Origin of the sequence: Streptomyces sp. NPDC057137 (genome assembly GCF_042670825.1) — a bacterium.
Taxonomy (GTDB): Bacteria; Actinomycetota; Actinomycetes; order Streptomycetales; family Streptomycetaceae; genus Streptomyces.
In genome coordinates, this window is record NZ_JBHUUW010000001.1 from 537,523 (window position 1) to 553,554 (window position 16,032).

Here is a 16,032-nt window from a genome sequence, read left to right on the forward strand (position 1 = left end):
GCGTCCTCGCGGTCGCGGTCAGAGGTGCACTCCTCCGATGCGGCCTTCTTCGTCGCGCCCTACGTGGCCCGTCAGGCCACGTAGGGCGCTCAGTAGTGGCGTTGAGTCAGTGGAACCAGACGACGAGGCGTACGTTCTCCGCTCCGTGGACTTCGCTGAGGATGCCCATGACGCTCCAGACCCGGCCCCAGCCGCTGTCGGCTCCTGCGGCTGAGGCGCGGCTTCGTGTGGCGGAGGCGTCTGTCTCCGCCCAGTCGGCGGCGGCCAGCTCGGCCCAGGTCAGCCAGGTGGTCCCGTGGACGTCTCCAGGATCGCCGTACGCGGCGAAATCGCCGCGCAGCCCATCCGACGCGTCGTCCGGGAAGCCGCGGCCCTCAGCCAGGGGGCGGAAGCCGAAGGAGTTGCGGATTCCGAAGAGAGCGGCGAGGCCGTCGTAGGCGTTGCCCTGTTGAGCAGGAACAGGTCGATGGCGGCCTGCCACATGGAGTCCTCATCGTCGGGACCCCACAGGCGGGCTCCCGGACGGCATTCGATCATCCCACTCACGTCGGTCGACATGCGGAGATCCTGGCCGTACGCCCCCGAGCCCGGCACCTGCTTTTCCGCCCCTGCGGGCTCACCTGCCACGCCCTCCGCCGGCGGGCTGACGGCGTATCGCCGGGTCAGGACTGTGCCGCGTTGATCTTGGTCGTGTCAGGAGGCCGTGGGTACGGCTGCCGGGCTCGGACGGCCGAACGGCAGCGCCACGGGTGCCAGGCGGAGCAGGGCGTTCGAGGTCGCTTCGTCCGACGGGTGGAAGGCCCAGATCCTGTGGCCTTCGCTCCCCGGCAGTTCCAGGACGTGTTGGTCGAGTGCGAGCGACCCGACCCTCGGACGTCGCAACAGTTTGTGGTCCATCGCCTTCTCATAGAGGACGTGCTCGCTCCAGGCGGACCTGAGGACATCGCTGCGCGCGGTCAGCTCCCCCCACCCCCACACACAGGTCGCGCTGGAAGTCCTCGGGGAAGCCTGCCACCCCGACATAGCCGTCGGCCCGACGGCCGACCCTTTCCATCTGCCGCTTCGACCAACCGCCGAGGTAGACGGGCGGTCCGCCGTGCTGGGCCGGCCTCACGTCCACGATGGGCCTCGTCAACTCCACGAACTCACCGTGGAACTCGACAGGATTCTGCGTCCACCAGGCGTGCGAGAGGTCGAGTGTCTCGTCGAGGCGACGCCCCCGCGAGTGCCGGTCGATACCGTCCGCCGTGTACTCGTCACGCATCCACGATGTCCCGAACCCCACGTCGAGGCGGGCCCTCGCTGAGGGCGTCGAGGGTGGTGAGCGACCGTGCGAGCACCACGGGGCTGTGCCACGGCGCCGTCATGGTCGACGAGCCGAGCCGGATCGTGCTGGTGGCCGCCGCGGCCGCGGTCAGGAGCGCGAGGGGATCGGCCGAGTAGGTCACCTTCGGCGGATAGGGCTTCGGTTCGCCCACGTGCTCGTCGCTCGGTTCGACGGGCGTCAGCAGGCGGTCCCCGACCCACAGCGAGTCGTATCCCATCTCCTCCGCGCTGCGGGCATACTCGGCGACTCTCGCCAGCTTGCGGCCGCGCCGGACTGAGGGAGTCCCAGCCCGATCTGAATGTCCACGTTGTGGTGCCTCTCCTTGTTCGTAATGTCCTTCGAGGCCGATACGTCGACTCTCGACCGCGCCACAGCACTACGGCCAGCGGCGACGAAACACCGCCCGCGGGAGGGGTTCGAAGATCGTGACGTACGCCGCCGCCCCGCGCCCAGGCATCCGGCCCACCGGGCGAACGAGGCGCTGGGCCGGGCGACCCTCACGCCCGGCGCCCGCCGTCGACCGACATCGCGATTCCGGTGACGTAGGACGCGGCGTCCGAGCAGAGCCAGACCGCCGCCGCGGCGGCCTCCTCCGGCGTGGCGAGCCGACCCAGCGGCGTGACCGCCGACTGCCGCGCGATCATGTCGGTGCCTGCCGCCACCTCGTCGAACATGGGTGTACGGGTCGGGCCGGGGCACACGGCGTTGACCCGGATGCCGTCCGGCGCGTAGTCGACCGCGGCGGCCTTGGTGAGGCCGACGACGCCGTGCTTGGCGGCCACGTAGGCGGGGGCGCCCGGAATCGCGTACAGGCCGCCGTTGGAGGCGATGTTGACGATCGCGCCGCCTCCACGCACCCGCAGCGCGGGCAGCTCGTACTTCAGGCACAGGAAGGTCCCGGTCAGATTGACGCGGACCACGCGCTCGAACTCGTCCGGGCTCATCTGGTCGAGCCTGCGGTGGTGCGAGGGCATGCCGGCGTTGTTCACCGCGAAGTCGAGACCCCCGAACGCCGCGACCGTACGCTCGACGGCCGTCTGCACGGACCGTTCGTCGGCGATGTCGACGGTGACGGCGAGCGCTTCCCCGCCGTCCTTCCTGATCATTTCGGCGGTCTCGGCCGCCGTGCCCGCGTCGATGTCGAGCACGGCCACCGCGGCGCCGCTCCGGGCGAACTGGAGCGCCGCCGCGCGGCCGATCCCGCTGCCGGCCCCGGTGACCAGGCCCGCCTTTCGGGAAACGCCGCTCATGCGAGCGCCGTGTGGTTCGCCCAGGCGACCTTGTACGGGTGCCGGGACTGCCAGCGGCCGATGACCTCGTGCAGGCCTGGTGCGGTGAACGTCTTCGCCAGGGCGTCGGTGTCGGCGACGGCCAACTGCACGATCGCGGTCGCGATCAGGGCAGGAACGGCCTCCTCGCCGGGGACGGGAATGTGGCGCCGGGACTCGACCGACAGCACGAAACCGGAGTCGATCATGACCCGTTCGATATCCATGAGGTACTGATCCAGCTCGGCGTCGGGCAGCGGCTGGTCGAAGGAGACAATCATCGTGTGGTTGATCATGCGGTCAATCCTGGCTCCGCGCGGCGCCCGCGTCCAAGACCGGTTTGCCATCCGGCGATAACCTGGAGGCATGGCCGAACTGGAAACCCGCGAGCTCGAGTACTTCATCGCACTCGCCGACGAGCTGCACTTCGGTCGGGCCGCCGTCCGGCTCTCGATCGCCCAGCCGGCGCTGTCGAAGGCCATCCGACGGATCGAGAACCGGCTCGGTGTCCCGCTCTTCATCCGCTCCAGCCGGCACGTCGCGCTCACCCCGGCGGGGAAGGCGTTGCAGGAACACGGCCGGCACGCGCTCAACGCGGTCAGCGCCGCCGTCCGGCACGCCCAGCATGCCGACGACGGCCAGGCCCCCTTGCGGCTCGTACTCAAACCCGGCGGCGACGCCGGCCTGCTCTCCGAGCTCCTGGCCGAATACGCACGCCGGCCCGACGCCCGCCAGGTGGACATCCTGTTCAGCGGCCCGGCCGACCGGTCCGACTTCCTGCGCGACGGCCGGGCGGACGTCGGCCTGCTCTACGCGCCGTTCGACGACCTCGACGGCCTGGCCCACGAGACGCTGCACACCGAGGGCCGCGTGGCGGTCGTCCCGGCCGGACACCGGCTGGCCGGACACACCTCGGTGCGCATGTCCGATCTGGACGGTGAGATGCTGCCGCGCTGGAAAGGGACACCCAGCAGGGATGGCACCGATCCCGAGATCGCCGACGTGGTCCAGATGTTCCAGATGATCACGGTGGGCCGGATGATCGGAATGCTGCCCCGCTCGTTGGTCGAACCGGTCCCGCCCGGCCTGGTCCGCGTCCCGGTGGCCGACGCACCGCCCAGCCACCTGGTACTCGCCTGGACCGAGCAGGACCGCCGTCCGCTGGTCGCCTCTTTCGTGGCCGCGGCACTCAGGCAGCGCCAGGAGTAACAAGTGACGCATCGGGCGACCAGGCTGCGCCTGCCCTACGCGTCGGTCTCCCGCCGGCAGGAAGTGCCGGTGCGCATGTTGGCGGAGGCGCCGGCGAAGACCGAGTCGAGCCGGTCCCTGGTTTGCGTGAGGTCCGCGATGCGCCGGTCGATGTGATCACGCTCCACAGCCAGGCGGTCGAGAAGCTCGGGTGTGGCTCTGCCATCGACGACGCAGGGGGTCAGCTCGGCGATGGTCTTGCTGGACAGGCCGGCGGTGTACAGCTCCCGGATCACGCGGATCCGATCGACCGCGGCTTCCGGGTAGTGGCGCTGGCCGCTGTCGCTGCGCTCGGCAGCAAGCAGGTTCTGCTCCTCGTAGTACCGCAGGGCCCGCGTGGTGACGCCTGTCCGGCGGGCGAGCTCACCAATGCGCATTCGAGACTCCAAGTGATCTACGCCACAAGGCTTGCCTTTGACGTCAACGTCAAGTTTTACGGTAACCGATGTGCCCTTCGCCGGACTCTTCTCCCCCGGCACGTACCTGACCCACAACGGTTGAACGAGAAGGAGCGTGCGATGAGTGAGGCCACCCCGACCACTTCGCGGCCTTCGCCACGCTGCCCACTGCCCAGAGCGACGCCCAACCCCGGAAGAAGCACTGCATGACCACCTATCAGACGACCGGCCTCACCGGCCCCGTGTCCACCCCGGCCGTAGCGGTGAAGCCGCTCGTGCTGGCCTCCCCGAAGCGCGGCGGCGAAGACCTGCGTGTACGCATCTCTGCCCCGGTCACCGGCACCAATCTGCCGATCGTGCTGTTCGCGCACGGATTCGGCTCGAACCTGGACGGCTACGCACCGCTGGCCGACCACTGGGCCACACACGGCTTCGTGGTGATCCAGCCGACACACCTCGACTCCAAGCGGTTCGACATCGCCGCGGACGACCCCCGCAGGCCCGAGATGTGGCGCTACCGCGTACGGGACATGAAGCGCGTCCTGGACGGGCTCGACGCCTTGGAGGCGGCCGTGCCCGGCCTGTCCGGCCGGGTCGATCACAGCCGTATCGTCGCGGCGGGGCACTCCTTCGGCGGCCAGACCGCAGGCATCCTCGTGGGTCTGCGCGTCACGGACCCGCAGACCGGTATCGCCGAGGACCTGTCCGACTCCCGGGTCATGGCCAGCATTCAGCTGGCCACCGCCGGCAAGGGCGGCGACGAACTGACCCCCTTCGCCTACGAGAACCTTCCGTGGCTGCGTGATCAGGACTTCTCCCCCATCACGGCCCCCGGACTGGTTGTGGCCGGCGACAAGGACGACCTCCCGCTCTCCACGCGGGGGCCGGCCTGGACAAGCGACCCCTACACCCTCAGCCGTGGCAACAAGAGCCTGCTCACCGTCCACGGTGGCGAACACTTCCTCGGCGGCATCTCCGGCTACGCGGTGGCAGAGACCACCGACGAGGACCCCGACCGTGTCGCTCTCGTCCAGCAGGTCACCCTCGCCTACCTGCGCCACGTCACCGGCCTGGACCACACCGACTGGACAACGGCCCAGTCCGTCCTCACCACCGCCCACCCGCTGGGACGACTGGAAAGCAAGTGACCCTCGGCGGCTGACGGCATGCGACCCCTCACAGGGACGATGACGTCAACGACCCGTCAACGACCCCGCGCGCGGCTGCCCGAGCGTGAGTCGGTGAGCACCTCGCCGGGGACGGCCGATGCGGACTGGCGCCGGGGCGGGTGGCGGAACAGTTGGCAAACCCGCCTCGGGAGAGCATGCCGGCCTTCCATGTCGTCGCCCCGTCCCTGCCCGGGTTCGGCGACTGGGCTACGAACGCTTCGTGGCGGCGGGGGGGGAGAGACTGGACCGACTGCGACGGGCATCCGGAGAACGCGATCTCCCGCGACCGGATGCGCGACATGGTCTCCCTCTACTGGTTGACCGGCACCGCCGGCTCCTCGGCGCGCTTCTACTGGGAGAACCACCCTCCGACCCGCCGCGAGTTGGTGGAAGTACCGGTGGAGGTGCCGGAGAGTTACGTCGACGAGTTGCGCCACGCCTTCGCCGCGATGCTGCCCTGACCGGATCTGACGGCGCCGCCGCCCCTTCCCGGTCCATCAACGTGTGACCGGTGTCAATGGAAACGCACGCGGAAACGACCGCCGAATCGACCGCGGAAACGACCGCGGAAACGACCGCCACGACACACCGTCATGCCAAACGCTGTTGCGGTACCAGCCCCGTCGCCCGAAGGAAAGACCACGCCGATGACTCGCGCCGAGCACGCCGCCCCCTCCCCCGTCGCGCAAGCCGCGCTCGACGACTTGCGCACCCGGCTGCGGGCCTACCGGCGGGTCGACCTCCCTCAGGGGTTCGGCTGGACGCGCGGCGTGCAGGGCGACTACCTCGCAGACCTGATCGCCCAGTGGGCCGACTCCTACGACTGGCGGGAGCACGAAGCCCGGATCCGCGCCCTGCCGTGGGTCCTGGCCGGCGAAGGCGGCAAGCCGCTGCGGATGATCGACCTGCCCCCGGCCGAAGCGGATGCCGACACCGGCACCGACACCGACGCCGTCCCGGTGGTGCTGCTGCACGGCTGGCCCGACTCGGTCCTGCGGTTCGAGAAGGTTCTGCCCTTGCTGTCGGACCTGCACCTGGTCGTTCCGGCGTTGCCCGGCTTCCCGTTCGCGGCCCCCGTCGACCGCTTCGGCATGTCGTCGGCGGCCATGGCCGAGGCCGTCGCAGGAGCGATGGCCGACCTCGGCCACCAGCGCTACGTCGTCTCGGCCGGTGACGTGGGCTGCGATGTCGCCGAGGCGCTGGCCGGCGCCCACCCCGACCGGGTCGCCGCCCTGCATCTGACGGATGTGTCCCAGAACCGGTTTCTGCTGGACCCTCCCTCGGACTTGTCGGAGGTCGAGCGCGCGTACGTCCGGCACGGCCACCGCTGGCAGGCCGCCGAGGGCGGCTATATGCACGAGCAGTCGACCAGGCCGCACACCCTGGCGGTCGCCCTCGGCGACTCGCCCGCGGGGCTGGCCGCCTGGATCCTGGAGAAGCTGCGCTCGTGGACGGACTGCGGTGGCGAGGTGGAGTCGGTCTTCACCCGCGACGAGCTGCTGACCTGGATCACGGCCTACTGGTTCAGCGGCGCGATCGGCACCTCCTTCAGCCCGTACGTGGAGAGCGGGCCGAAGCCGGCGGAACGGATCGACGCCCCGGCGGTCTTCACGGTCTTCGCGAAGGACCTGGTCAACGCGCCCCGTGAGTTCGCGGAACGCTTCTTCGACGTCCGCTCCTGGACCGAGGAGCCCGCAGGTGGTCACTTCGCGGCCTGGGAGCAGCCGCTCCGGTACGCCGCCGGCGTACGGACAGCCGTGCGCCTCGACGGGTCGTAGTGTCCTGGCTCTTCGGTTCGCGCAGGTTGTTTCATGACGCGTCCGGGATTGAGGCCTGCGCCCTCACCGCCGTCCCCAGTGACTTCCGCGCCGCCTCGATCAGCTTCCCGCTGCTGTCGAGCGCCGCCTGAAGCCCCTCCTGCGGGCTGGTGTCCGCGCGTTGGTGGAGGACGACGCCCAGGATCAGCCGTTCCGAGGAGTGCGTCCGCGCCGTGGCCACCCACATCAGGGCGCCTCCGGCCGGCGTGCTGGAGCCCGTCTTGAGGCCGATGACGCCGGCCTGGCCCAGCAGGGTGTTGGTGTTGGGGAGCGTGGCGCCGGTGGCGGGGTCCACCGTGCCGGGCATGGCGACGATCTCGCGAAGCACCTCGTCGCGCATGGCCTCGCGGGCCAGTTTCAACTGGTCGACGGCGGTGCTCCGGCTCGTGGACTCGTAGCCGCTGGCGCCGGTGTACGTGGTGTGGCGCATGCCCAGCTTCGCGGCGGCGCGGTTCATCTTCGTGACGAAGGCTTCCTGACTCCCGGCGTCCCAACGGGCCAGCAGGCGGGCGATGTTGTTGCCCGAGGGGATCAACGTCAGTTCGAGCAGCCGCCGTTGGGTGAGCTGCTGCCCCTCGTCGACCCGGACGGTCGACTCGTCGATCGAGCCGGACTCCTGTGCCGCTGTCCTGTCGACCGTGATGACCGGACCGGGGTCCGTTGTCGGGAGGGGGTGTTCCCTGAGGATCACGTACGCCGTCATGACCTTCGTGACGCTCGCGATCGGCACCGGCCTCTGCTCACCCTTCGTCCCGAGGCTCCCGACGCCCTCGACCCACACGCTCGCCTGGCCGTCCTTCGGCCACGGAAGGGAGCGCGCCCCGGGGCTCAGGTCGTCCGCTCCGCCGTGATCGGTGAATCCCCATGTGCCGCCCACCAGGCAGACGACGACCATGGTGACCGCGGCCGTCATGAAAACGATCAGGCGCCGACGGAACGGGCGGGCGACGCGAGGGTGCGGGGCAGGGCGCATGGGCGGGTACCTCCAGGGGCTCCGACGTGTCGTCGGAACGCGCGTCGTTCGCGCATGTGAGCCACCCTGGGAGGCGCTGGTTTCCGTACTGTCCGAAGCGTCTGTCCGTAGCCGCTCCGCTGCCCATCCGTCTTGTATCAGCCGGTCGCACATCAGCCGGTCTTACATCAGCCCGTCCTGGCGCGGTCCGTCCTGGCGTGGTCCGTGCCGGCGTGGTGCGTGCCGGCGTGGTGCGTCGGCAGTCGGAGCGTCGCCACCGCTCCCCCGTCGTCCGCCGCGTTGGCGAACGTCAGCGTGGCACCGATGACGCGCGCCTGGCCCAGCGCGATGGTGAGGCCCAGGCCGTGGCCCCGGCCGCGTTCGGCCGCGCCCGTGCGGAAGCGCCGCGGTCCGTTCGCCAGCAGCGACTCGGGGAAGCCGGGGCCGTGATCGCGTACGACGACAACCCCGTCGCCGACCATGACCTCGACCGCCGCCTGCTCCTGCGCCCGCCCGTGCCGGTGCGCGTTCGTCACGAGATTGGCGACGATACGGTCCAGACGGCGCGGGTCCGTCTCGGCCACCGGCTTGCCCGAGACCGTCAGACGCGCCACGAGCCCCGTCCTGGCCAGGGATTCGGCGACGACTTCGCCCAGCGGCACCGGCCGGACGTCGGCCCGTTCCGCGTCCGCGTCCAGGCGTGAGATCTCCAGCAGGTCCTCGACCAGCGTCCGCAGCACCCGCACCCGGTCCCTGACCAGCTCGGTCGCCTCGCCCCCCGGGAGGAGCCCGCTGGAGGTGACCAGACCCATCAACGGGGTGCGCAGTTCGTGGGCGACGTCGGCGGTGAAGCGCTGTTCGCTCGACAACCGGTCCTGGAGGCTGTCGGCCATGGCGTCGACGGTGGCCGAGATCTCGGTGATCTCGTCGCCCGCACGGCCGCCCACCTCGGTCCTGGCGGCGAGGTCACCGGAGGCGATGCGCCGTGCGGTCCGCGCCACCCGGCGCAGCCGCCGGTTGGGGAGTTCGGCGGCGACGGCGGAGAGAGGGACGATGACGGCCAGCGCCGCCAGCGAGTACTTCCACATGTTCCGGTCCAGGGCGCGGCGGCTGAGCTGGTCGGGAGTCATGTCGATCACGACCGCCGCGACACCGCCGTCGGCCTGCCGCTCCGCGGCCCACATTCGCGGGCTGTACGTCCTGCTCTCGTCGTACAGGTCGGCCTGCCCGTGTTCCCGGGCCTTCCGCACCAGCTCGGCCGGCATCTCCTCGGGGCTGTACACGACATCGGCGACGATGTCGTTGCCACTCTCGGTGCTGTCAGGGCTGTCGGGGCTCGACGCGAGAGCGTTGTCCAGGGCGGTGTACGCCCTGGCCGCGCCGTCGTTCATGGACCGCTCGTACGTGCTGCCGTGCACCAGCAGGCCGACGATGAACGCGATGGAGCAGCACGCGACGGCCACCAGCAGGGCGATCTTCCAGCGCAAGGAGCGCCAGTTGAGGAGGGTCGGAGGGGAGCCGCCCATGTCAGCGCCGCAGCTTGTAGCCGAAGCCGCGGACCGTCTCGATCCGCTCGGCCCCGATCTTTCTGCGCAGCCGCTGTACGCAGAGATCGACCACGCGGCTGTCCCCGTCCCAGCCGTAGTCCCAGACGTTGCGCAACAGTGTCTGCCGCTCCAGCACGATCCCGGGGTGGGCCGCGAACTCCAGCAGCAGGCGTAGCTCGGTGGGCGCCAGCGCGACCGGTTCACCGGCCCGGAACACCTCCAGGCCGCCGGTGTCGATGCTCAGGTCGCCGAAGACGAGCAGGCGGCGCTCGGCGACGGCCGGGCCGTTCGGCTCCCCTGGCCCGTTCGGTTCGGGTGGCGGCGCCTCGCCCCCGGCCGTGGCCGGCGTGAATGTCGCGCGGCGCAGCAACGAGCGGATCCTCGCCACCAGGACGGAGGTGTCCACCGGCTTGACGACGTAGTCGTCGGCGCCGGCCTCCAGCCCCGACACGACGTCCAGCGCGTCGCCCCGCGCCGACATCATGAGGATCGGGTCCGTGCTGGACTCCCGGATCCGGCGGCACAGCCCGATACCGTCCAGCCCCGGCAGCATCACGTCGAGCAGCAGCAGGTCGTGCCGCCGCTCCCGGAAGAGTTCCAGGCCCGTCAGACCGTCTCCCGCCACGGCCACGTGGTAGCCGTATCGCTCCAGTGCCATCGCGACGGATTTCCGGATGACCTCGTCGTCCTCGACGAGAAGAATGGAGACGGACATTTCTTTCCACCTGTCGCGCGTGCTCATTCAACGCTGCCGTGCCGGCGCCCGGGGCCGTACGGCCGACCGGGCCTTGTGACCGTACCTCGGCCGTGTATCAGCCACGCATCATGCGCGAGCCGTCGTGTACGCGGCGCGTGATGTGCTGGCTTCTGACTCCCGGCCGGGCCTTGCCGGACCTTTGGCCTTTGTTTCCCTGCGAGTGATTACCGCACTACAGGCGTGTCCCACCTGGTGCTGTGGTGGCTGTCGTTGCCGCTGGTTTGTGGTCCCGCTCACAGACCGACGGGTAACGGTGCGGGACTTCGGCGGTAGCGGCAGTGTGCTGCTTCTCATCGAGGGACTGGGGTTGCCGTGAACTGTCCGAGCGCGAAGTGCGGATCGTCGAATGTGCAGAATCTGCCGCACTACTGGAAGTCGTTGCCGTCGGATTCGCCGCTGAAGAAGTCGTACGCGCAGCCGGACGCGGTCGATGCGAAGGTGGCCGGCGCGGCTGCGTTGGGGGTTGTGGGTCTTGTGGTGGTCGGGTCGGGTGCCATGTTCGGTCTGCTGCTTCTGTTGGGCGCCGGTCTGTGGGGTGTGGCGGGGCACCGGCTGGCCGAGGATGCGGAGGCGGCGCGAGAGGTGTGGGCAGGCTCGCTGATATGTCTGGTGTGTACGGACCTCTTCCGGGCGTAGTCCCGCGCGGAGGCCCTCCACTTCGGGTCGAGGGCTTCGTCGTCTCCCGGCATGCCTGGTAGTGCCGAGTAGTGCCCGCCTTACGACGGGTGATCCGCGGTTCTGGAGTTCGTACGGACGCGGAGCATCACCCGGACTATCCGCCGAGGCGTCTTGCTGAGTCGGTGGAGGTACGCGGCCGGCTGCGGATGAGCGTGGTGGATCGGCGGGCGCTGATCGTGGTGTTGTCGCACCGGGCAGGCCTTGCGGTGAAGCCGGGAGCGGTGCGGTCCGGCGCACCGTCGTCCGTCGGGCTGCGTCACACTGGTCCGTGTGAAACTTCCCCGCGTGAACTGCGCCGTCTGCGATCGTGCGATCGCTGCCGGGCCGGTCGCCGGCCAGATTCGGCGAGGCCGCGTCTGGCGGCACGACGCCCCGGGCGCGCGCCGCGACTCGGACGGCTCGTTGGTGTCCTGCCCCGGATCCCTCGGCATCGTGGATATGCCGATGCCCGGCGAACAGCCTCTGTTCGACCTGCCCAATCCCCAGCCCGAGGCGGCCGAGGCCGACCCGGTTCTGTTCGTGATCTGAACGACTGAGGCGAGTTCGGTCAAGGCGGAAGGAGGAAGAATCAGCGGCATGGCCATGGTGAGAGACCTCGATGTCCGCGGTATGCAGCACTGTGAGACGACGGCGCTGGGCGTGCTGCTGCGGCATGAGGGACTGGACCTGTCCGAGCCCATGTTGTTCGGGCTTGGCTCCGGGCTGTCCTTCATCTACTGGGACAGCAAAGCCATGGGCTTCCCCTTCCTGGGAGGCCGGGTCAGGCCTTTCGAGCTGACCAGGAACCTGGCCGCCGCGCTCGGGCTTGAGCTGCTGGTCGGGGAGACCACCTCCCCGCGCAAGGCATGGCAGAACGTGGCGGCGCCCATCGACGCCGGTCGGCCGGTCGGCCTTCAGCTCGACAGCTACCACCTGGACTACTTCAGCACCAAGGTGCACTTCGGCGGGCACGTCGTGGCGATGTACGGCTACGACGAACAGGACGCCTACCTGGTGGACACCGCTCCGCAGGGCGGAGCCGTCTCGACCAGCCTCGCCGGCCTGGCCAGGGCAAGGGCCGAGCGCGGCCCGATGACCGCGAAGCACCGCTCCTTCACCATCACGGTGCCCAACGGCCCGACGTCACCGCAGGACCGGATCATCCCCGCGATCAAGACCTGCGCCGACGCCTTCCTCAACCCGCCCATCGCGAATCTGGGCCACCGGGGCATCGAGAAGACCGCCAAGCAAGTGCCGAAGTGGCTTCAGCGCAGCGACAATCCGCAGGAGGACCTGCCACGGGCCGCCGTGCTCATGGAGAGGGCCGGCACCGGCGGCGCCCTGTTCCGCAATCTCTACCGGGACTTCCTCGCGGAGAGTGCCCAGCTGATCGACAGCAGCCACCTGCGCACCGGCCACAGCCTGTACGCCGAGGCCGCCACGCTCTGGACACAGGTGGCCGCGCTCGTCGCGACAGCGGGCGAAACCGGTGACTCGAACGACCTCATACGGGCCGGCTCCATCCTCCATGAGCTGTCGCGCGTCGAACGCGATGCGATGCAGGCGCTCAGCATGCTCTAGATCGTCCGCTCAACTTCGTTCTCGCGCTTGCAGGTTGAAGGTTGCAGCATCGAAGCCTGCGGGCCCGCCGCCCTCGCTCCCACCGCCGCTGACGGTTGGCACGCGGCTCCCCGGTTCCGGGATGGTGCGCTTGATCCGCCGACGCCACCGCGGGTGACGTCGGTCAACGAGCACGGCGGTGCGTGCCCTGCCCGACGCCCACGCACATCGTGGCCAGGCCCCGCGCACCCGAGCCGCCCTGCGGGTTGACCGGCGCGATCGCCCCGCCCTCCGGGTTGACCGGCGCCGGGTCGAAGCCCAGCTCATCGGGGTCCACACCGCGCTGGCGCCCGCCGCACAGCGTCCCAGCGGCTCCAGTCCGAGCTCGGCCAGGGTCACCGGCGCGATCTCCGCGTCGAACAGGCCGTCCTCGCGTGCTGCCGCAGCCTTCTGACGGCTGCTCAGGGCGAAGGCGTCCTGCTGCTCGCGGCTGACGCCGTATCGGGCGGCGACCTCCTCGGCGGTCTCGCCCATGGACAGCACGCCGTGCAGTTCGCGCATCCTCGGATTGGTCATCCGCCGGCCGAGCTTGGTGTCGAAGATCTCGATGTTGTGCGGCAGTGCGGTCTCGGCGCGCGGCAGGACGAAGGGGGCGCGGCTCATCGGCTCGGAGCCGCCCGCCAGCACGATGTCCGCCTCGCCGGAGGCGATGGCCCGCGCCGCCGTGCTGACGGCCTCAAGTCCGGCGAAGTGGACGGGGCGCCTCTTCGGGCTCCTTCACTGGTGACTGCCGGGTCAGGGCTGCTGGGCGCTGGTCAGAAGGCGTTGATGCCGGTCAGCGCGCGGCCGATGAGCAGCTTCTGGATCTGGCTGGTGCCTTCGTACAGGGTCATCACCCGGGCGTCGCGGACGTACTTGCCGACCGGGTATTCGTCGATGAAGCCGTAGCCACCGAAGAGCTGCAGCGCGGTGTTGGAGGCCTTGACGGCGGCCTCGGAGGCGTAGAGCTTGGCGACCGACGACTCGGTGGCGAACGGCAGCCCGCGCTCGATCAGGTCGGCGACCCGCCACACCAGCAGCCGGGCCGCGTCCAGCTCGGCCTTGATGTCGGCGAGCATCTCCTGCACCAGTTGGTGCGAGGCGATCGGCTTGCCGAACTGCTCGCGCTGGGTGGAGTCGTCTTGAAGGTGAAGCGGTTGTGGTGATAGATCATTTCTCTCCCTTGATGGTCTGCGGGCGGCCTTCGGGGTTCACGGTCGAGGCTGACCAGTAGCCGAGCAGCGCCGTCACCGCCTGGTCGGCCAGGCGCAGGGCGCGGTCGAAGCCGACGTCCTCGATCGACCCGATACTCGCGAGGCCGTGCAGCGTGCCCCACAGCAGGTCGCAGGCGTCCTCGACACTGGCGGGCTCGGCCGCGGTCTCGGCCGCCCACGCGCCGATCAGCTGCCCGGTGAAGGCGATCACGTCGGAGGCGGCGGCGCGGCGGGTGGAGGCGTCGACGTCCGTGCCGGGTGCGCCCGACATGAGTTGGTACAGGCTGGGCCGTGACCGGGCGAACTCCAGGTACGCGGCCGCCGCCAAGTGCGGTCCCCGTGACGCCGGTTCGCCGGCAACCGCGGCCCGCATCCGCTCCGCCAACTCACTGTTGGCCCGCTCCAGCAGCGTGTGCAGTACGGCCTCCTTGCTTGAGAAGTGCTGGTAGATCACCGGCGCGCTGTAACCGATCTCGGCGGCGATCCGCCGGATGGTCACCGCCCGCCAGCCCTCGGTCTCGGCCATCCGGCCGGCTGTCTCCAGGATCTCGGCGAACGTCCGCCGACGGACCTCTTCCCGCTTCCCCACCACAAACCCCTAGCGACGTTAGAACATCTAACGCCGTTAGTGTTCTGCGTCGTCCCCGAACCTGTCAAGCCGGCACGACCAGAGGCGTCAGCGGGACCTGAAGTGCGGGTCGAGCTCGTTGAGGTAGCGGCAGCCCGGCGTGTCGCCGTGAAGGCACTCGTGCCCGTGATCCTGAACTCAGCTACAGCTTCGGACAGTTCACGAGGGAGGCCGTGGGACGAATGTGCTGGTGCCGGTCGTCGTGGCTACGGCTCGCTGTACGGCGCGCTCGACCACGGCCGCCTGGACACCGACCAGTTGCGGGACCTGTTCAGCGGCCATGCGCCCCTCTCGTTCGCCGCGCGTCGCCCGGAATGCCGGCGGACCCGCTGGTCGTCAACGGCCGCACTGCGTCTGCGCCAGGCCGCAGTGGACTTCTCCCGCACGGTCTTCGAACAGGCTCTTGCCGACGCTCCCGAGGCGACGGTGCGGCCGGCCTCACTGAGGGGGTGGACGCGGCCCATCTTGCGCGTGGCGTCGTGTTCTCCGACGTCACGCGGGTGAGTATGTGCGGACCCAACCCTCCTCCCCCACCGAGGCGATGCGATGCCCGAGCGCGCCGACCATGTCCGCCGAAGGGGCGTCGCACCAAGGGTGGCCTCGCGCCACCGGCAGCTGGAGCGGTCGCTGTTCAGCGGCATCTACGGCCTGGTACTGGCCAGCGCCCTGGTGGCCGCGCTGGACGCACCGGGCGAGAAGGCCGATCCCGGTCCGGACGCGCTGTGGGTACTGCTCACCGCGCTGGCGTCGGGCGCCGCCCATGGGTACGCGCACGTCATCGCCCAGCGTGCGACCGTCGACGGGGCAGCCACCATGAGCAGACTTCGGTTGGTGCTCGCCGAGTGGCCATTGGTCGCCGCCGTGCTGCCCTCGGTGGCGATACTGCTTGCCGCGGAAGCGGGGTGGTGGGCAGAAGCCACGGCTGCCGACGCAGCCCTGCTGTTCAACACGGTCGCCCTGTTCGGCTGGGGCGCCTGGGCCGCCCGCACCGCTGGGCACGGATGGCCGTCCTCGTGCCGTGCGGGGGCCCTGGACATGCTGATCGGCCTGGTGATCATTATCGCGAATGCCCTGATCAAGTAGGCAGACCCTCGGGTGAAATGTCGGCGAGAAAGGCCGTCGTCGCCCGCTGGGGGCGGGGCGGAAACAGCACGCCGCCGACCCGGCGTCGCGGGAAGACCGGGTTCCTCCCTCGCATCCTTGGCTCGTCGTTCAACCAGCCCTATTGATCAGCCGTACGGTAGTGGCATGGTCGGTGCTGGTATCGAGCGTTTCGCGTGGGAACTTACTGGCTGGGACAGCGACGATCGCGCCGTCCATGTCACGGACCTCACGCGGGACGAAGTGCTGAGTGTCAGGGATCTTTTCCCGCGTGGTGAGGACGAGTTGCTCGCGACGGCCGTCTACTAGGTGGCGCCCGCGCTGTACGACGCGATGCGGGCAGTCGTCCC

General features: G+C 69.9%; 21 protein-coding genes and 2 pseudogenes. 9 read left to right on the plus strand and 14 right to left on the minus strand.

Going from position 1 to position 16,032, the window contains the following annotated elements; genetic code table 11:
- Nucleotides 1-106 precede the first annotated feature (106 nt).
- The 6 genes from ACFT9I_RS02350 to ACFT9I_RS02375 all read right to left on the minus strand — a co-directional run bounded on the left by ACFT9I_RS02350 (nucleotide 107) and on the right by ACFT9I_RS02375 (nucleotide 2,891).
- The gene (locus tag ACFT9I_RS02350) at nucleotides 107-481 is read right to left on the minus strand and encodes a hypothetical protein (protein ID WP_382559504.1); all 375 of its coding nucleotides are present in this window, start codon (nucleotides 479-481) and stop codon (nucleotides 107-109) included.
- A 212-nt stretch (nucleotides 482-693) separates the two neighbouring features.
- On the minus strand, nucleotides 694-1,023 hold the full coding sequence (locus tag ACFT9I_RS02355) for a hypothetical protein (RefSeq protein WP_382559506.1): 330 nt from the start codon (nucleotides 1,021-1,023) through the stop codon (nucleotides 694-696).
- The gene (locus ACFT9I_RS02360; protein WP_382559507.1) at nucleotides 905-1,264 is read right to left on the minus strand and encodes an LLM class flavin-dependent oxidoreductase; all 360 of its coding nucleotides are present in this window, start codon (nucleotides 1,262-1,264) and stop codon (nucleotides 905-907) included. The genes ACFT9I_RS02355 and ACFT9I_RS02360 overlap by 119 nt, the downstream gene beginning before the upstream one ends.
- Nucleotides 1,257-1,676 (minus strand): LLM class flavin-dependent oxidoreductase, encoded by a 420-nt coding sequence (locus tag ACFT9I_RS02365; RefSeq protein WP_382559626.1) that lies wholly within the window; start codon nucleotides 1,674-1,676, stop codon nucleotides 1,257-1,259. The genes ACFT9I_RS02360 and ACFT9I_RS02365 overlap by 8 nt, the downstream gene beginning before the upstream one ends.
- A 148-nt stretch (nucleotides 1,677-1,824) precedes the next feature.
- Nucleotides 1,825-2,577: an SDR family NAD(P)-dependent oxidoreductase gene (locus tag ACFT9I_RS02370; protein WP_382559509.1), complete on the minus strand. Its 753-nt coding sequence runs from the start codon at nucleotides 2,575-2,577 to the stop codon at nucleotides 1,825-1,827.
- Nucleotides 2,574-2,891, minus strand: a complete 318-nt coding sequence (locus ACFT9I_RS02375) for a hypothetical protein (protein WP_382559511.1) — start codon at nucleotides 2,889-2,891, stop codon at nucleotides 2,574-2,576. Before ACFT9I_RS02375 ends, ACFT9I_RS02370 begins: the two co-directional genes overlap by 4 nt.
- A 70-nt stretch (nucleotides 2,892-2,961) precedes the next feature.
- Between ACFT9I_RS02375 and ACFT9I_RS02380 the strand changes: the two genes are divergently transcribed.
- Entirely contained in the window at nucleotides 2,962-3,804 is an 843-nt protein-coding gene (locus ACFT9I_RS02380; RefSeq protein ID WP_382559513.1) for a LysR family transcriptional regulator, read from the plus strand.
- A 35-nt stretch (nucleotides 3,805-3,839) separates the two neighbouring features.
- On the opposite strand, the gene ACFT9I_RS02385 is transcribed toward ACFT9I_RS02380, so the two are convergent.
- Complete coding sequence (locus ACFT9I_RS02385) at nucleotides 3,840-4,220, minus strand: MerR family transcriptional regulator (RefSeq protein WP_382559514.1); 381 nt, start codon at nucleotides 4,218-4,220, stop codon at nucleotides 3,840-3,842.
- A 227-nt stretch (nucleotides 4,221-4,447) separates the two neighbouring features.
- Here ACFT9I_RS02385 and ACFT9I_RS02390 point away from each other — a divergent pair, with 227 nt between their 5' ends.
- The 3 genes from ACFT9I_RS02390 (at nucleotide 4,448) to ACFT9I_RS02400 (ending at nucleotide 7,188) form a co-directional block, all read left to right on the plus strand.
- Nucleotides 4,448-5,389, plus strand: coding sequence for an alpha/beta hydrolase family protein (locus tag ACFT9I_RS02390; RefSeq protein ID WP_382559516.1), 942 nt, complete (start codon nucleotides 4,448-4,450; stop codon nucleotides 5,387-5,389).
- Nucleotides 5,390-5,565: 176 nt separating this feature from the next.
- Entirely contained in the window at nucleotides 5,566-5,871 is a 306-nt protein-coding gene (locus tag ACFT9I_RS02395; RefSeq protein ID WP_382559518.1) for a hypothetical protein, read from the plus strand.
- 186 nt (nucleotides 5,872-6,057) lie between these two features.
- Nucleotides 6,058-7,188 (plus strand): epoxide hydrolase family protein, encoded by a 1,131-nt coding sequence (locus ACFT9I_RS02400; protein ID WP_382559520.1) that lies wholly within the window; start codon nucleotides 6,058-6,060, stop codon nucleotides 7,186-7,188.
- A gap of 31 nt (nucleotides 7,189-7,219) precedes the next feature.
- On the opposite strand, the gene ACFT9I_RS02405 is transcribed toward ACFT9I_RS02400, so the two are convergent.
- From ACFT9I_RS02405 to cseB, 3 genes are all read right to left on the minus strand, one after another.
- The gene (locus tag ACFT9I_RS02405) at nucleotides 7,220-8,140 is read right to left on the minus strand and encodes a D-alanyl-D-alanine carboxypeptidase family protein (RefSeq protein ID WP_382559522.1); all 921 of its coding nucleotides are present in this window, start codon (nucleotides 8,138-8,140) and stop codon (nucleotides 7,220-7,222) included.
- Between the two features lie 227 nt (nucleotides 8,141-8,367).
- Entirely contained in the window at nucleotides 8,368-9,705 is a 1,338-nt protein-coding gene (locus ACFT9I_RS02410; RefSeq protein ID WP_382559524.1) for an ATP-binding protein, read from the minus strand.
- A gap of 1 nt (nucleotide 9,706) precedes the next feature.
- Nucleotides 9,707-10,441, minus strand: a complete 735-nt coding sequence (gene cseB, locus ACFT9I_RS02415) for a two-component system response regulator CseB (RefSeq protein WP_382559526.1) — start codon at nucleotides 10,439-10,441, stop codon at nucleotides 9,707-9,709.
- 390 nt (nucleotides 10,442-10,831) lie between these two features.
- On the opposite strand from cseB, the gene ACFT9I_RS02420 reads away from it, so the two are divergent.
- From ACFT9I_RS02420 to ACFT9I_RS02430, 3 genes are all read left to right on the plus strand, one after another.
- Complete coding sequence (locus ACFT9I_RS02420) at nucleotides 10,832-11,119, plus strand: hypothetical protein (RefSeq protein WP_382559527.1); 288 nt, start codon at nucleotides 10,832-10,834, stop codon at nucleotides 11,117-11,119.
- A 312-nt stretch (nucleotides 11,120-11,431) separates the two neighbouring features.
- Nucleotides 11,432-11,689 (plus strand): hypothetical protein, encoded by a 258-nt coding sequence (locus ACFT9I_RS02425; protein WP_382559529.1) that lies wholly within the window; start codon nucleotides 11,432-11,434, stop codon nucleotides 11,687-11,689.
- Nucleotides 11,690-11,737: 48 nt separating this feature from the next.
- Nucleotides 11,738-12,721, plus strand: a complete 984-nt coding sequence (locus ACFT9I_RS02430; RefSeq protein WP_382559531.1) for a BtrH N-terminal domain-containing protein — start codon at nucleotides 11,738-11,740, stop codon at nucleotides 12,719-12,721.
- A gap of 163 nt (nucleotides 12,722-12,884) precedes the next feature.
- Here the strand turns inward: ACFT9I_RS02430 and ACFT9I_RS02435 are convergent.
- The 4 genes and pseudogenes from ACFT9I_RS02435 to ACFT9I_RS02450 all read right to left on the minus strand — a co-directional run.
- Nucleotides 12,885-13,447 (minus strand): annotated as a pseudogene (locus ACFT9I_RS02435) (3-oxoadipyl-CoA thiolase); the annotation flags it as partial.
- Nucleotides 13,448-13,515: 68 nt separating this feature from the next.
- A pseudogene (locus ACFT9I_RS02440) lies at nucleotides 13,516-13,869 on the minus strand (acyl-CoA dehydrogenase family protein); the annotation flags it as partial.
- Nucleotides 13,870-13,909: 40 nt separating this feature from the next.
- A complete protein-coding gene (locus ACFT9I_RS02445) occupies nucleotides 13,910-14,542 on the minus strand; it encodes a TetR/AcrR family transcriptional regulator (RefSeq protein WP_382559533.1) in 633 nt (210 codons plus the stop codon).
- Nucleotides 14,543-14,740: 198 nt separating this feature from the next.
- Nucleotides 14,741-14,863, minus strand: a complete 123-nt coding sequence (locus ACFT9I_RS02450; protein WP_382559534.1) for a hypothetical protein — start codon at nucleotides 14,861-14,863, stop codon at nucleotides 14,741-14,743.
- Between the two features lie 264 nt (nucleotides 14,864-15,127).
- Here ACFT9I_RS02450 and ACFT9I_RS02455 point away from each other — a divergent pair, with 264 nt between their 5' ends.
- Together ACFT9I_RS02455 and ACFT9I_RS02460 are read left to right on the plus strand one after the other, a co-directional pair.
- Nucleotides 15,128-15,664, plus strand: coding sequence for a hypothetical protein (locus ACFT9I_RS02455; protein ID WP_382559536.1), 537 nt, complete (start codon nucleotides 15,128-15,130; stop codon nucleotides 15,662-15,664).
- 165 nt (nucleotides 15,665-15,829) lie between these two features.
- Nucleotides 15,830-15,991 (plus strand): hypothetical protein, encoded by a 162-nt coding sequence (locus tag ACFT9I_RS02460; protein WP_382559538.1) that lies wholly within the window; start codon nucleotides 15,830-15,832, stop codon nucleotides 15,989-15,991.
- Nucleotides 15,992-16,032: the final 41 nt, after the last annotated feature.

Excerpts from the sequence above, each read along its gene's own strand:
- ACFT9I_RS02405 (WP_382559522.1), bottom strand. The coding sequence starts at position 8,140 with ATGACGGCCGCGGTCACCATGGTCGTCGTCTGCCTGGTGGGCGGCACA.
- ACFT9I_RS02430 (WP_382559531.1), top strand. The coding sequence starts at position 11,738 with ATGGCCATGGTGAGAGACCTCGATGTCCGCGGTATGCAGCACTGTGAG.
- ACFT9I_RS02395 (WP_382559518.1), top strand. The coding sequence starts at position 5,566 with ATGCCGGCCTTCCATGTCGTCGCCCCGTCCCTGCCCGGGTTCGGCGAC.
- ACFT9I_RS02400 (WP_382559520.1), top strand. The coding sequence starts at position 6,058 with ATGACTCGCGCCGAGCACGCCGCCCCCTCCCCCGTCGCGCAAGCCGCG.
- ACFT9I_RS02385 (WP_382559514.1), bottom strand. The coding sequence starts at position 4,220 with ATGCGCATTGGTGAGCTCGCCCGCCGGACAGGCGTCACCACGCGGGCC.
- ACFT9I_RS02410 (WP_382559524.1), bottom strand. The coding sequence starts at position 9,705 with ATGGGCGGCTCCCCTCCGACCCTCCTCAACTGGCGCTCCTTGCGCTGG.
- ACFT9I_RS02450 (WP_382559534.1), bottom strand. The coding sequence starts at position 14,863 with ATGGCCGCTGAACAGGTCCCGCAACTGGTCGGTGTCCAGGCGGCCGTG.
- ACFT9I_RS02355 (WP_382559506.1), bottom strand. The coding sequence starts at position 1,023 with ATGTCGGGGTGGCAGGCTTCCCCGAGGACTTCCAGCGCGACCTGTGTG.
- ACFT9I_RS02360 (WP_382559507.1), bottom strand. The coding sequence starts at position 1,264 with ATGCGTGACGAGTACACGGCGGACGGTATCGACCGGCACTCGCGGGGG.
- ACFT9I_RS02375 (WP_382559511.1), bottom strand. The coding sequence starts at position 2,891 with ATGATCAACCACACGATGATTGTCTCCTTCGACCAGCCGCTGCCCGAC.
- ACFT9I_RS02380 (WP_382559513.1), top strand. The coding sequence starts at position 2,962 with ATGGCCGAACTGGAAACCCGCGAGCTCGAGTACTTCATCGCACTCGCC.
- ACFT9I_RS02460 (WP_382559538.1), top strand. The coding sequence starts at position 15,830 with ATGGTCGGTGCTGGTATCGAGCGTTTCGCGTGGGAACTTACTGGCTGG.
- ACFT9I_RS02390 (WP_382559516.1), top strand. The coding sequence starts at position 4,448 with ATGACCACCTATCAGACGACCGGCCTCACCGGCCCCGTGTCCACCCCG.
- ACFT9I_RS02455 (WP_382559536.1), top strand. The coding sequence starts at position 15,128 with ATGCCCGAGCGCGCCGACCATGTCCGCCGAAGGGGCGTCGCACCAAGG.
- ACFT9I_RS02370 (WP_382559509.1), bottom strand. The coding sequence starts at position 2,577 with ATGAGCGGCGTTTCCCGAAAGGCGGGCCTGGTCACCGGGGCCGGCAGC.
- cseB (WP_382559526.1), bottom strand. The coding sequence starts at position 10,441 with ATGTCCGTCTCCATTCTTCTCGTCGAGGACGACGAGGTCATCCGGAAA.